A 13,249-nucleotide genomic window follows, 5' to 3' on the forward strand; every position below is an offset into this window, starting at 1 on the left:
GCTGACGAAACCATGGGCGCATACAGCTATCGGGCACTTAACCAATCCGGCAAAACCGTCAAGGGTATGCTTGAGGGTGACAGCGAGCGTCAGGTTCGCTCGCAACTGCGCGCCAAAAATCTCAAGCCGCTGGAAGTTACCGACGCCGGTACCCGTGCCCAAATTAAAACCGGCAACAGCAAAGGTTTCTCGCTGTTTGCCGGCACCCCCAGACTCAAGCCTCGCGATCTCAGTCTGGTCACCCGCCAGCTAGCATCGCTCATCAGCTCCGGACTGCCTTTGGATGAAGCCCTGCAGGCTACCGCCAAGCAGGCGCAAAAACAGAGCATCAAACAGGTCGTGTTGCAGATACGTACCAAAGTACTGGAGGGCTTCTCTCTGGCGCAGGCGCTGTCGGAACATCCCCAGTCCTTCGATGACATGTACCGCGCCATGGTTCGCGCCGGCGAGAGCTCGGGCTACCTCGGTCCGGTGCTCGACCGGCTGGCCGAACACACACTCAACTCACAACAGCTGAAAGCGCGCCTCAAAACCGCCATGATTTATCCTGTGGTTTTGTTGGTCTTGAGCCTTGCGGTCATTATCGGACTTATGGCCTTCGTGGTACCGGATTTGGTGAAACTGTTTGCCCATTCCAGCCGCGAGTTGCCCTTTCTAACCCGCGCCCTAATCGGCACCAGTGACTTTATCGTCGGCTACGGTATTTGGGTGCTAGCCGCAGGGTTCGGCGCCATGTACGGCATCAAACGCCTGCTTAAAAATGAGCGGCGGCTGCGCCGCTGGCACCAAATTCAATTGCGATTACCGGTGATTGGCAATGTCGCCAACCAATCTAACTCGGCACGCTTTGCGGCTACATTGAGCCTACTGATGTCCAGTGGGGTGCCGCTATTGCAAGCCTTGCGTATCGCCGGGCAAGTGATGACCAATCGGGTACTGCAAGATGCCTGCGAACAAATTGCCAATCAGGTGCACGAAGGTACCGCGCTCAACCGCGCCCTGGAAAAGGCCGACTGTTTTCCGCCGCTGCTGGTGCAAATGGTCGCCAGTGGTGAAACCAACGGTACACTGCCCGCGCAGTTAGAACACGCCGCCCGCGACCAACAAAGGGAACTCGAGATGGTGCTGGCCGTCTCATTAGGTTTGATGGAACCGGCCACCATTGTGATTATGGGTGGCGCGGTGCTGGTCATCGTTTTAGCTATTTTGCAGCCGATTTTTGAAATGAATCAGATGGTGGGTTAGGGCATTCACCCTAGGCCAGATGTCTGAAGTCGGACGCCTTTGCGTCAGACTTCTGACCTCTGACCTCTGACATCAGACAGTTATCAATTTTGCCAAGCCAAGCGCAAAGCAATAGACACAACGGAGTAACAACAATGCAACTCACAACTCGCCAAAGCGGCTTTAGTTTGATTGAGATTATGGTGGTGGTGGTGATTATTGGTCTGCTGGCCAGTATCGTCGCCCCCATGGTGCTGGACCGTGCCGATGAGGCGCGTATCAACAAAGTGCAGGCGGATTTTAAAAGCATTCAGACCGCGCTCAACCTGTACCGCATCGATAACTACGTGTACCCATCCAGCGAGCAGGGGCTGAACGCTCTGGTCAGCAAGCCTACCCTAACACCTGTGCCACGCAACTGGCGCTCCAGCGGTTATCTGGATCAGTTGCCGATCGACCCTTGGGGTAGCGCATACCTGTACATCAGTCCCGGTGAGTCCCGCGAATACGACATTTACACCCTAGGCGCCGATAACGTCGCCGGTGGTGAAGGCCCGGCAGCGGATATCAGCGTCTGGGATCAGGATCTGCCAGAGCAGTAATGCCTTATGTCGTACCCGCAGCATCAAAAGGGTTTTACCCTGATCGAGATCATGATTGTGGTGATGATCATCGGCCTGAGTGCGGGCATGGCGACGCTGGCTTTTACCCCAGACGATACCAGCCGACTGGAGGAAGCCGCCGATAAATTTTTGCTGCAAACTGAATTTGTCGCCGAGCAAACCACCTTAACCGGAGAGGTTATAGGACTGTTTGTTAGGCCCACCCAATCGCGCGAGGGCGAGCAATGGTGCTACCGCTGGCGCCGTTTTCGCAACAGTAGCTGGCAGCCTGTATCGGACTTTTTACCCGATCAATGCCTGCAACCCGACATGGGTGTGGAGATGATCGTTGAGGGCGAAGAGTACGAATACGACCCCAATCTCACCAGCCCCGAACCGGTAATGATTTTCTACCCCAGCGGTGAAGCTACCCCCTTGGAGATTGCGCTCTTTGCCCAGTTCGACAGTGAACAGGACGTCCAGCGCCTGGAGGTCGATATGATGGGCCGGGTACGCTGGCTCAATCGCGAACAAGCAATTGCCCAACGCGAGGCCGAGCTGTGACACGCTCGCGCGGTTTTACACTCATTGAAGTGATGGTGGCGCTGGCGATTGTTGCCACCGCTCTGCCCGCACTCATGATGCTCATCACCAGCCAGCTGCAGGGTGCCGGTATTACCCGGGAGAAAACCCAGGCTTATTGGATTGCCGAGAATCAGCTCGCCCGACTTACTCTGCGCGATCGCCTGGTAGAGCAGTTCAGTATTCCCGACTCGGTCAACGGCACTGTTGAGCGCGACGGCGTACGCTGGTACTGGGAACTCACGAGCCAGCAAACCGAAGTCGAGGGCTTTAGACGTCTCGACTTAACCGTCGCGCTGGACGCCCAAAAAGAAGACACCCTGGCGAGCTTAACGGGGTTTATCAATGAGTAATCCCCGTAGCGGCTACCAGGGCTTCACACTGATCGAAGTTGTTATAGCGCTGGCGATAACCGCGGTCATTATGACTTTTAGCTACCAGTCGTTTAGCACCGCCTCACGCAGCGCCGAAGCCACCAGCGAAGTGATGGCGCGGGTCAATCAATTGGACCGTACCTGGCAGCTACTGGAAAAAGACCTGCGTCATTTACTGCAGCCGATCGATGCCAGCGGCGACCCCAGCGTGATCGGTGGCGTGCGCCGCCCGTTTCGCGGCAACAGTCTTTACGGTGAGGCCAGTGGCGACAAATTGTTATTGCAACTCACCCGCAATGCCTGGCTCAACCCCATGAATCGAGCTCGCAGCGACATGCAGCAAGTCATTTACCGGGTTTCCGACGGGGTACTTTGGCGTGACTACCGTCCCGAGCGCAATTTCGTGATCGAGGACTGGTTATTCGCCGAAGATCTAATCCAACAGCAAATGTTGGCCGGCATCGCCGACATTGAATTGCGCTTTTTATCCGAACAGCGCATTTCTCAGGAGGGCGCCAGTGTGCTCTCGGGCGATGACTATACCCGCGACTGGGAGCAACTGTGGCCCGCCAGCAATTCCGCCGGTATCGACACCAGCTTGCCAGTCGCGGTGTGGATTCGCATCGAACTGACAGACGGGCTAATCAGTGAGAGGCTTTATGACCTCTCCAGTTAAACAGCTTCATTTACCAACCCGCCAGCGCGGCACCGTGCTGATTTTAGCGATACTGATCGTTGTGTTGGTTTCGGGTTTTGCCGTCAAAGCCTCGCGTGACTACCAGCTCAGCATGGCCCGCGCCGAGGCGCGCTGGCACGGTGCCCAAGCCGAGGCCTATTTGTCGGGTGCCGAGAGCCTGGCCATGTACTTTCTCGAGCTCGATGAAAATACCGAAGTTGATAGCTTGCTCGAACCCTGGGCGATGGAGTTGCCGCCGTTTCCCATTGAAGGCGGCATGATCCTCGCAGAAATTGAAGATGCCAGCTCGCGCCTAAACCTCAACGATATCGAGGCGCAATTTAAAGAGACCGGCGACAATAACCCCAACGCCCCCGAACGTTTCTACCCGGCGCAAAAACATTTTTTACGGCTGCTGCAAAGCTTTCCCGAGATTTACCCGGTATCGCCCGAAGATGCTATTGCGATTCTCGAGGCTTTAGTCGATTGGACCGACACCGATCACGATATCAGTGGTTTTATGGGCGCCGAACGCGACTACTATCAATCTCTGGATCCAGCCTACCAGCCGGCCAATGCACCCTTGACCAGTGTCGATGAGCTGCGCCTGATACGCTACGTCACCCCCGAGTTAATGCAATTGCTTAGACCTTTTATAGCCGTGTATGCGACTGAAGGGGGCGGGAATTCGGGCGGCCTTAACGTCAACACCCTGCACCCGCACCTGCTGCGGACTTTTAATGCGGACGATATACTCACGCCACTGACTGCTGAAGAAGCCAGCAGTATCGTCTCCGAAAACGGTGAATACGCCAGCGCTGATGAGTTTACCCAAAACAGCGGCTGGGCCAGTATCATCAGCGGTGAGAACGGCATAGGAGATGCCTTGGTGAATGTTAAAACCAATCACTTTTTGGTGACCACCCGGGTACAACTGGGCGAGCAGCGACGCAGTCGGCAAAGCTTGCTGCAGCGCAATGAAAAATCTTTTAACGTTGTGCAAAGGCGCGACGTGTACGATTACATACTCAGTCTGGAGCAGGCGCCCGTGCCCTCCGGCCAACAGGAACAGACGACGGACCCATGAGCGAATCTCTGACGCTGTACATTAGCCATTACGGCAGCAACCTTACCTGGCTGTTTCGCCGCCCGGATTTACCCGATGAGCTGGGGCAGGGTGATATCGACACTTTGGCCAACGCTCTGGAGCAGGGCAATAATCATCAGGCTCGCCTCATTGTCGGTGGTCCGCAAACTGTCAGTCGCACGGTGCAATACACCGAGGGCGAGAAACGTCATTTGCGCAAGTTAATGCCGTTTCAACTTGAGGAGGATGTGATCGGTGACATTGATCAGTTCCACTTCGCGTTTGGCGTACCCGCTAACGGCAGTGTCAGTCTGGTGTACACCGAGCGCGCGCCCCTGCAGGAAATCTTCACCGCCCTCGCGGCGATCAACGTCGAAGTAATTCAGGTGATACCTGCCGCACTGCTGCCGACCACCTCCAATGACAATGAAGAAGAAACAGCAGATGAGAATGACAGCTGGGCAATCCACTGGCAAGACGGATTAGTAAGCGTTCGCTGCGGTGCAAGCTCAGGGTTTACGATTGCGGCAAGCAGTATGGCACTGGCTTTAGAGCTACTACTAAAATCACAAAGCCGCGTATCGGCGCCAAAACTGGTGCTCAGCGCTCCCGATGAAACTCAGCTCGAACAATTAGAGCAGCGGCTGCCTGCCGCCCTCAGTGACGCCTCCGGCGATACCCGTATTTGCTCGCTGTGGGACTTTGAACCCGACGCTGGCGCGATTGACTTGTGCCAGGGCGAGTTTTCCCAGCGACTGCCGGTAGAGCGCTGGTGGAACAACTGGCGCAAAGTGGCCTTTACGGCCATTGCAGCCGTTGTCGTGTATCTCGCAACACTGCTGTATTCCATTCATCAGTTGCAAAACGACAATCTGGAAATTCGCCGCGAAATCGAACAAGTATTTCGCACCGTCGTGCCCAACGGCCCGGCTATCGACCCGGAGCGCCGCCTGCGTATTATGGCTCGCGATCTGCAGCCCAGCGCCAGCGGTTCGGCCGTAATGGCACTGCTCGATCAGGTACTGCCTGCCATTCAAAGTGCCGAAGTCACCTTAAAAGGTGTGTACTACACCAGTGATAACGGCGAGCTCAGCCTCAACCTGCAAGCGGGAACCTTTAACGCCATAGAGTCATTGCGCGGCTCCATCGAGAGCATCGGCTTGAGCGCGGAGCTGCTGTCCGCCAGTGCGCAGGGTGATACTCACTCGGCCCGAATGAAAATAAAGCAGGAGTTGCCATGAACAAGGTTTTTGATGCCCTCGGCAAGTACAATCGCCGCGAGCAAACCATTTTGCTTGTCGGTGCCCTGTCGATCGTGCTCTACATTCTCTGGATGGGAGTGCTCGCACCGCTTAAAGACAAGCGTGAGCAGCAAATTGCGACCAATGCCAGTACCAGCGCCTCGCTAGAGCGAGTAAAACTGATGGCGGCACAAATTAAACAGGCACAGTCCAACACCCAGAAAGCCAGCGGCAACTCCGGCGCCAATTTTAGCCAGTTAATTGACTCAACCCTGCAAGCCAACGGCTTACGTATGAGTGGCTTTCAGCCGGGTACGCGCGGAGAAGTGCGAGTTCGCCTGGACAACGTCAACTACGCTTCTGTCATGCAGTGGCTGTACGATCTCGAGTATCGCCACGACGTTGCGGTTAAAGATCTTTCCATGGCGGGCACCAATACGGCCGGACAGGTGACCGCGAATATTCGGTTGAGTAAGAATTAAGATGTTGCAGCAAATCACCCTCACCCTGCGCAGTGCTCTATTGGTACTCGCAGTACCGGCGTTGGCTCAGCAGGCACCTATCGCCGCTGCACCTGACTTACTGGACACCGAACAGGCAGAAAACTTTGGCCTCAAGCAAGCTACCGGCACCCAAACCCATACCGTGTTCAGCGCCAGTGACAGTAGCTATCAGTACAACCATGGGGCTGTACCTTTTGCCTTTAACGGCAAGCTCTATGTGCAGTGGCAAAGCTCCAAACACGACGAAGACGCCCCTGAAACCGAAGTGCGCTACGCCATGAGCGTGGACGGGCGACAGTGGAGCGACGCCATAATTCTGGAAAAACCGAGACCTGACGCCACCGTTACCAGCGGTGGCTGGTGGGCGTTTGGCGATACCTTGGTCGCCTATATCAATGTCTGGCCCCATGATTTAGAGCCCAAAGGGGGGTTCGTTGAATACCGGACCAGCAAAGATGGCATTCACTGGACCGCTCCCAAACCGGTATTGAATAACGCCGGCGAGCCGCTGGCCGGCATTATCGAGCAAGACATGCGTGCCCTGGCAGACGGCCGGTTGCTAACGGCGGTGCACCAGCAACCCGGTCTTATCGTGAAACCCTACTTTACCGACGACGCCACTGGCCTTAGCGGCTGGCAATCCGGTGACATGACTAACTTACCGCACCGCGACAACGTCAGCCGGGAACTTGAGCCCAGCTGGTTTAGCCGCGGAGAAGAGCTGGTAATGGTATTTCGCGATCAGGATTCTAGCTTTCGGGTGCTGGCCGCCACCAGCCACGACCGCGGCGAGAGCTGGACGACACCTATGGTCAGTAACATGCCCGACTCACGCGCCAAGCAAAGCGCCGGCAATCTCCCCAATGGGGCCGCCTATTTAGTGAATAACCCCAGCGGTAGTAAACAGCGATTTCCTCTGGTGCTGAGTATCAGTACCGATGGCCGGCGCTTCGACCAGGCCTGGCTGTTGCGCCCCGGAGGACACCAGGTGCCGGCGCAAAAGTACGACGGACGCTACAAGCGCATAGGCTATAGCTACCCGAAATCGACCGTGTTCGAAGGCTATCTCTACGTCGCCTACGCCACCGGCAAAGAAGATATTCAAGTGACCCGTGTACCACTAAAGTCGCTGAAATAGTTCGCACTTTTTATTGCTAGAGTTAACAATATGATTCGTTGGATTGCACTTGGTTTATTGTTTTGGCTGGCGTTTGTCGTCACGCAAATTCCCGCCACCTGGGGTGGGTATTTAATGACAAACGGCACACCGCTTGCCCTGTCGGGTATCAGCGGCACCTTGTGGCGCGGTAAAGCCAACATGGCATCCATACAAATCGACGGCAGGCACTACACCTTGGGCAGCCTCGACTGGACCCTAAAGCCCCTAAGCATACTGACCCTGAAGCCTTGCGCGGTCGTTTCCACCGACTTTGAGCGGCAACAAATTTCAGGCACCGCCTGCGCCGGCATCGGTGGTTCTATCACCTTAACCAATGCCAATATAAGTGTCCCGGCAGGACTGATACAAGGCCTGCCCGAGCCCAGTGAAATTACCGGGCAGCTCTCGTCACATATCGAAACACTCAAACTCAGCGACAACAAACTGAAAGCGCTCAAGGGCAATTTAAGCTGGACCAAGGCACGCTTGAATAATGGTCAGATGTGGCTCAATCTTGGCGCGTTTGCCGCGGATCTTTCCGCGACTGCCGAGGGTCATATTCGGGCGGACATATTCTCTCTGGAGGGCCCAATTGATCTGGCCGGTAATGTTGTAATGCCACTGACCGGGGGCATCCGGATCGACACCAATTTCACATTCACAGAGACTTTTGCCCGTGACGTGCAAGCCGACCAATGGCTGCCTATGGTTGCCGAGCCTCTTGACGACGGCCGCCAAAGAATCAAAATGACGCTATGATGGACAGTGCCGCTGTTGCGGTATAGGTTAGCTCCAAACAATGAGTGGTGAACCATGCAAACCTTAGCCGATCGTTTTATCACCGAAATACTCGACCAGTGGCCGCAAGATCATCACTTGCCACAACAGGTGGCCGCCGATCTCGGCTATTGCTACCACCTAAGCGCCAGCATTGAAGGCCGAGTGCCGGTAGCAATGATGGGACCGCAAACAATAGACTCTCGGGACTCCCTGGCCGAGCAAATCCGCCAGTGGATTCACCATGTGGAATCCTGGATCGAAGAGCACCATCCGGCCACCAAGGGCTGGATAGAAGTGCACATCAAATTGGCCGCTCAGGCGAATCAAGAATCAGGCGCGGAATTTACCGTCGCAATTTGATCCATTGCTTGCCGCATCATGGCCCGCGGAGGCCCACAGACTATGAAATGTTTGATCGCCTTAATCCTATTGGTTGTCGCCTGGCCCACTTTCGCCGACTGCTACGCAACAGCCTATACACAAGGCGCTATGAACGCGTGCGCAGGTGCTGAAGCTGGAGGTGCTCGCGAGCGCCTTGAGCACACAGTCACAATGCTCAAGCAAGCCTACCGCGATGACGAGGTTTTTATCAAAGCCTTAATGCGCTCTCAACTGTTGTTTGAGAAAAGCCTCGAGGCTGATACTTATCTAAAATACCCCAACCGTGACCCCAATGCCTATGGCAGCGTTTACCCCATGTGCCAAAACGCTTATCAAACCGGCCTTATCGAGCAACGCATCGCGTTTTTGCAGCAATGGCTAGACGGTGTTGAAGAAGGGGATGTCTGCTCGGGATCGATTAAGTTCACCCCCTAAATATACGCTATTCTCGATCTCGTAAAAGGACAGCTTAGCGAAACTTTCATTGGCACCCCTGCGCCCTGATAAAACTTTATATAAAATGCTAAATGAGACTCAACAAGCGCAGAAGAGCGGTCAAAAACTGACTTCATATTGAGACGTTAAAGGAAACGATAAGAAAAGCGCCAGTAGGCAACGTAAAATAAAATAGGTTGTCTAGCAGATTTTGCCGCCACATGGTGGCGCTCTTGTCTTTTGGAGGGACTTTACGAGCGTCTTTGGCTCTACGCCACCGGTGGCTCGAATTACGGAAGATACATTCACAGCACCTGTATGAATGCGCCCCCATGCAGCGACAGACCGGCTCAGCGGACACCTGCAGATTAACCCACATCCATTTCATCTACTGTCAAATAGCCAGATGCTTAGCTCGATGGTGCCACACTCAACGCCATTAAAATATTCAACGCAATCATTTTTTACCTTTGTTCTTCGTCTTTTCTCCAGAATTACGACAAATGTCACTGTGCATGCCGTACGCTTCATATGAGAATGTCATTAATCTTTAGGGTTTAGAATTGCTGACCGGTCCCAATTTTCAGTCTACTATTAACAGATAACCTGAAGGCCATAAAAAACTATGCGACATAGAGCTTTGGTGCTTGAACCTAGCAAAGTCTTTCAAGGCATTTTAACGAAGATTCTAGAATCTGCCGGTGTAGAGTGTCGATGCTTCAGCGATGTTGACGCAGCCATAAATGCAAGACATGGATATTACACGTTCATTATTATCTCTCGGTCGGCAGGCCAAAGCACTGGTGAAGAGTTTCTAGCCCGTTACAAAGAGAAATTTGGATTTGGCAATTCTCTGACAATACTGCTGTTGTCAGAAACAACTGATAGCGAGTATACCGCCGCTAACCAAGCCGGATTCAAGCTAGTATTTGACAAGAAAAAATTGGTAGCCCTGCAAGATATTGTCCATAGTGTCATTAAAAAACGTTCGCTTGAACATACAGCTAGTATTCTATTGGTCGAAGATTCCATAGCCGTCGCCAACGCGATAAGTGAACAGTTCCGCCAGCTGGGTACACTGGTCCGTCACGGATCAACGGTAACCGAAGCCAAAGAAATTTTTAATACCTTTGATATTGACCTAGTCATTAGTGATTATCATTTAGCCGATCAAGAAACGGGTTACGATATCATTAACATAGTTCGCCAAGACACCAATCCCGCCAAATCTCAAACACCTATCCTTATCATTTCAGCCGACACCGATAAACTCGCCCGAGTTTCACTTCTCACGCAAGGTGCTAACGATTTCATTCTAAAACCTTATGATCAGGCGGAACTACTTGTAAGATCTACCAATCTGATTAAAGCCCATGCACTGTTGCAGAAAGTCAGTCAACAACGTGACGATCTGGAAAAAATGGCGATGGTTGATCAACTAACCAACCTCTATAATCGCCACAGCTTCTACGATATGGCCCCCAAAATGATCAGCCTGTCGCGGCGTAACAATATGTCCTTGTGCTTGCTGGTAATAGATCTGGATCATTTTAAGAATATAAACGACTCATATGGTCACAGTACGGGTGATATTGTACTGAAAACAGTTGCGTCCATACTTCAGAATAATAGCAGACTAGAAGATGCTCTCGCGCGTTATGGGGGTGAAGAGTTTATTTCTCTAATGCCCAATTGTTCGCAATCTGGTGCGTTTGATGTAGCCGAGCGAATACGCGTGGCAATATCAAAAAGTGACCCGGAAGGCCTAACGATAACCGCTAGCATTGGTGTCGCTCAACTGAAAAGCAACGAAACCTTCGAAGAGCTATTTGTGCGGGCCGACAAAAACCTCTACAAGGCCAAAAGCAAAGGTCGAAACTGCATTGTAACTGAATAGCTCGCGCAGAGTACACGACACACCAACTCAACACTGAACAATGATAACTTTACCTAAAAATAGATTGAACATTATATTCTGGCGATACTTCTTATACTGTTCTCGTTCTGTGTACGCAGTGGGTGGCACACCCCTAGCAAAAAATTCAGTATTACCGATATAGGGTTCTTGAATTCGGAATGTCCAATACTTAAGGGTTGGAAGTAAAACAATACCGAAACAATATAGCTCTATTTCTTCACAACTTCGCTAATGGCTTTATCAACGTAAACGTTACGTTTTGAGTAAGACAGAGGCTTTACATTTGTAGCAAATATACAGGAATTTTTACTTATTCAACCCATTAATCACATTACTTTCAAGAGCTTTCGACAACGCTAGATATACGATTTCTCCCCTCTGTTTTCGCCCGATATAACTGACTATCGGCGTTTGCAATAACAGAATTTATATCGTCACCTGGCTTTACTTCGGCCAAACCAATACTCAAGGTAATAGTTTCTACCGGGTGCATTTTACTCTCCCGAACCTTAGTCAGAATCTCACTGGCCACTCTCTTTGCCCCAGCCATATCCGACTCAGGACAAACAATCAAAAACTCCTCTCCTCCCCATCGGCAACAAACATCACAAGCCCTTACGCTATCTTTTATAATTTTTGCTACTGCCACAAGCACCGCATCCCCTACCTGATGCCCGTAACTGTCATTTACTTTTTTAAAGAAATCGATATCAATCATCATGATTGAAAAAATCCTGTTATAGCGATAATAACAATTAATAGAATCCTGAAGTGACGTATTTCCACCCGATCGATTAAGCAGTTGGGTTAGCTCATCTGTAACGGCCAAACGCGTGAGCTTTTGATTGACTGATTCCAAATTCTCGGTTCTTTCTTTAACCAGAGCTTCGAGCTCAATTTTCTTCAGGTTCTCCTGCTGGAGCAAATAAGTCTGCATTCGCTCGCGCACCTTAAACATATATTTTTTATTAGCCGCAAGTGCAAAAGATAACAATACTGCGTCAATCACAAATCCAAACTCAATCGATCTAAAAGTGGCAAACGTGTAGGGCACCACAGAAACGACCGTAAGCGTGGTGATCAGAGTTCCAATCAGTGAACTGAACACACCGTAGGTCGCCAATACGCTGGTTAAACCTCGTTTTCCAAATATATAGACACAGGTACTGAATAACACCAATCCATAGAATCCTGATGTAACGACACTGACTGTTTGAGAAAAATACGCGGAATTCACAGCGATCATCACGATATGCGTAATAACCAAGAGCCCGGCAAAGCCCTTAATCAGTTTATATACTATGGGATAGTCATTTTTTATATTCAGCAGGCGTGAAATAAAAATTAACCCCACGTACTGATACAAAAAGAATAGATGCGGATGTATTTCTGTTGCTACTTTTGGGTATTGGTGCAACCCAAAGTGATACAGAAGCCCATTGTAGCTTGCCGAACCAAGAATAAATGTGGCTACAAAAAGTACGTAGTATAGATTGTCCCTGTTTCTGAAGATTAGAAACAGAAATACATTGTAGACAGATATGATCAACAACCCGCCATATAGCAGGCCAAAATAGACTCCTTGGTAAATAGCAACTTCTGTATGTTGTTGTGGTGAGACCAGTGCGATAGGAACAATTAGCGCTTCTTGAGATTCAACACGCAAATATAAATAGCTTTGCCCCGCTGGAATAACGACCTCAACCTTGGGGAAAGTAAATGCAAAATTCGCCCTTTGGTAAGGCCGCAAATCGCCCATCGCGGCAAGTCGCTGCATTGATTCGTCATATCCCGCTTGATATACATCTATATAGTCTAACCACGGAACTTCAATCATTAACACTGCTGAGAGTGGCCGCTCCTGTAAATTCTCTAACGATAGCCTCAACCAATACGCTGAGGCACTGAAGCCCTGAGTCAGCACATGTGATGGTTGATCCAACACCTGCCAATTACTTAAAGCTATTGGGTCATCGACGTGTTGGCGGAATGGTTGGTCTTCTGCAATAGCTTCAATATGCCAGGTCACACCAGCCAAGCCACTATCGGCCTGAACCATAACACTGAAAAAAACGAGCGACAGTATGAAAACCCAGCGATGTATATGCATATTGCGGCCACGGCACCTAATTCATTATTTTAAGTTCTAGGGAGCCTCTGATTAAGTCCTCAGTGGCCTCTGGCTTACAGAGCTTTTCGAGGTCAAGGCGGCGATCCGATGGCGTGCCGATGGCCCGGTGAGGGGAGCCAACACAGAGATCGGAAAGCTCTGCAAGCCCCGAAGGGC

General features: G+C 51.5%; 14 protein-coding genes. 13 read left to right on the forward strand and 1 reads right to left on the reverse strand.

Features of this window, described 5'->3' with window-relative positions; genetic code table 11:
- The first annotated feature begins 12 nt into the window (after positions 1-12).
- The 13 genes from gspF (at position 13) to QWI17_RS23010 (ending at position 10,941) form a co-directional block, all read left to right on the forward strand.
- Positions 13-1,245: a type II secretion system inner membrane protein GspF gene (gspF, locus tag QWI17_RS22950; RefSeq protein ID WP_302724873.1), complete on the forward strand. Its 1,233-nt coding sequence runs from the start codon at positions 13-15 to the stop codon at positions 1,243-1,245.
- Between the two features lie 134 nt (positions 1,246-1,379).
- Positions 1,380-1,826 (forward strand): type II secretion system major pseudopilin GspG, encoded by a 447-nt coding sequence (gene gspG / locus QWI17_RS22955; protein ID WP_302724874.1) that lies wholly within the window; start codon positions 1,380-1,382, stop codon positions 1,824-1,826.
- A gap of 6 nt (positions 1,827-1,832) precedes the next feature.
- Complete coding sequence (gene gspH, locus QWI17_RS22960; protein ID WP_302724875.1) at positions 1,833-2,390, forward strand: type II secretion system minor pseudopilin GspH; 558 nt, start codon at positions 1,833-1,835, stop codon at positions 2,388-2,390.
- Positions 2,387-2,761 (forward strand): type II secretion system minor pseudopilin GspI, encoded by a 375-nt coding sequence (gspI, locus tag QWI17_RS22965; protein WP_302724876.1) that lies wholly within the window; start codon positions 2,387-2,389, stop codon positions 2,759-2,761. The genes gspH and gspI overlap by 4 nt, the downstream gene beginning before the upstream one ends.
- Entirely contained in the window at positions 2,754-3,458 is a 705-nt protein-coding gene (gspJ, locus tag QWI17_RS22970; RefSeq protein ID WP_302724877.1) for a type II secretion system minor pseudopilin GspJ, read from the forward strand. The genes gspI and gspJ overlap by 8 nt, the downstream gene beginning before the upstream one ends.
- Positions 3,442-4,545 carry a type II secretion system minor pseudopilin GspK gene (gene gspK / locus QWI17_RS22975; protein ID WP_302724878.1) on the forward strand — a complete coding sequence of 368 codons (1,104 nt, stop codon included), beginning with the start codon at positions 3,442-3,444 and terminating at the stop codon, positions 4,543-4,545. The genes gspJ and gspK overlap by 17 nt, the downstream gene beginning before the upstream one ends.
- Positions 4,542-5,786, forward strand: a complete 1,245-nt coding sequence (gene gspL, locus QWI17_RS22980; RefSeq protein ID WP_302724879.1) for a type II secretion system protein GspL — start codon at positions 4,542-4,544, stop codon at positions 5,784-5,786. Before gspK ends, gspL begins: the two co-directional genes overlap by 4 nt.
- Positions 5,783-6,268 (forward strand): type II secretion system protein M, encoded by a 486-nt coding sequence (locus QWI17_RS22985; RefSeq protein WP_302724880.1) that lies wholly within the window; start codon positions 5,783-5,785, stop codon positions 6,266-6,268. The genes gspL and QWI17_RS22985 overlap by 4 nt, the downstream gene beginning before the upstream one ends.
- A gap of 1 nt (position 6,269) precedes the next feature.
- A complete protein-coding gene (locus tag QWI17_RS22990) occupies positions 6,270-7,427 on the forward strand; it encodes a sialidase family protein (RefSeq protein ID WP_302724881.1) in 1,158 nt (385 codons plus the stop codon).
- A 30-nt stretch (positions 7,428-7,457) separates the two neighbouring features.
- Positions 7,458-8,207, forward strand: coding sequence for a type II secretion system protein N (locus tag QWI17_RS22995; RefSeq protein WP_302724882.1), 750 nt, complete (start codon positions 7,458-7,460; stop codon positions 8,205-8,207).
- Positions 8,208-8,261: 54 nt separating this feature from the next.
- Positions 8,262-8,588 carry a hypothetical protein gene (locus tag QWI17_RS23000; RefSeq protein ID WP_302724883.1) on the forward strand — a complete coding sequence of 109 codons (327 nt, stop codon included), beginning with the start codon at positions 8,262-8,264 and terminating at the stop codon, positions 8,586-8,588.
- A 42-nt stretch (positions 8,589-8,630) separates the two neighbouring features.
- Positions 8,631-9,044 carry a lysozyme inhibitor LprI family protein gene (locus QWI17_RS23005; protein WP_302724884.1) on the forward strand — a complete coding sequence of 138 codons (414 nt, stop codon included), beginning with the start codon at positions 8,631-8,633 and terminating at the stop codon, positions 9,042-9,044.
- A gap of 643 nt (positions 9,045-9,687) precedes the next feature.
- Positions 9,688-10,941 (forward strand): GGDEF domain-containing response regulator, encoded by a 1,254-nt coding sequence (locus QWI17_RS23010; protein ID WP_302724885.1) that lies wholly within the window; start codon positions 9,688-9,690, stop codon positions 10,939-10,941.
- Positions 10,942-11,299: 358 nt separating this feature from the next.
- On the opposite strand, the gene QWI17_RS23015 is transcribed toward QWI17_RS23010, so the two are convergent.
- Positions 11,300-13,072, reverse strand: a complete 1,773-nt coding sequence (locus QWI17_RS23015) for a sensor domain-containing diguanylate cyclase (protein WP_302724886.1) — start codon at positions 13,070-13,072, stop codon at positions 11,300-11,302.
- Between the last annotated feature and the right edge of the window lie 177 nt (positions 13,073-13,249).

This window comes from Gilvimarinus gilvus, assembly GCF_030518155.1.
GTDB lineage: Bacteria > Pseudomonadota > Gammaproteobacteria > Pseudomonadales > Cellvibrionaceae > Gilvimarinus > Gilvimarinus gilvus.

Excerpts from the sequence above, each read along its gene's own strand:
- gspK (WP_302724878.1), top strand. The coding sequence starts at position 3,442 with ATGACCTCTCCAGTTAAACAGCTTCATTTACCAACCCGCCAGCGCGGC.
- QWI17_RS23000 (WP_302724883.1), top strand. The coding sequence starts at position 8,262 with ATGCAAACCTTAGCCGATCGTTTTATCACCGAAATACTCGACCAGTGG.
- gspJ (WP_302724877.1), top strand. The coding sequence starts at position 2,754 with ATGAGTAATCCCCGTAGCGGCTACCAGGGCTTCACACTGATCGAAGTT.
- QWI17_RS22990 (WP_302724881.1), top strand. The coding sequence starts at position 6,270 with ATGTTGCAGCAAATCACCCTCACCCTGCGCAGTGCTCTATTGGTACTC.
- QWI17_RS22985 (WP_302724880.1), top strand. The coding sequence starts at position 5,783 with ATGAACAAGGTTTTTGATGCCCTCGGCAAGTACAATCGCCGCGAGCAA.
- gspH (WP_302724875.1), top strand. The coding sequence starts at position 1,833 with ATGTCGTACCCGCAGCATCAAAAGGGTTTTACCCTGATCGAGATCATG.
- gspG (WP_302724874.1), top strand. The coding sequence starts at position 1,380 with ATGCAACTCACAACTCGCCAAAGCGGCTTTAGTTTGATTGAGATTATG.
- gspF (WP_302724873.1), top strand. The coding sequence starts at position 13 with ATGGGCGCATACAGCTATCGGGCACTTAACCAATCCGGCAAAACCGTC.
- gspL (WP_302724879.1), top strand. The coding sequence starts at position 4,542 with ATGAGCGAATCTCTGACGCTGTACATTAGCCATTACGGCAGCAACCTT.
- QWI17_RS23005 (WP_302724884.1), top strand. The coding sequence starts at position 8,631 with ATGAAATGTTTGATCGCCTTAATCCTATTGGTTGTCGCCTGGCCCACT.
- QWI17_RS22995 (WP_302724882.1), top strand. The coding sequence starts at position 7,458 with ATGATTCGTTGGATTGCACTTGGTTTATTGTTTTGGCTGGCGTTTGTC.
- QWI17_RS23015 (WP_302724886.1), bottom strand. The coding sequence starts at position 13,072 with ATGCATATACATCGCTGGGTTTTCATACTGTCGCTCGTTTTTTTCAGT.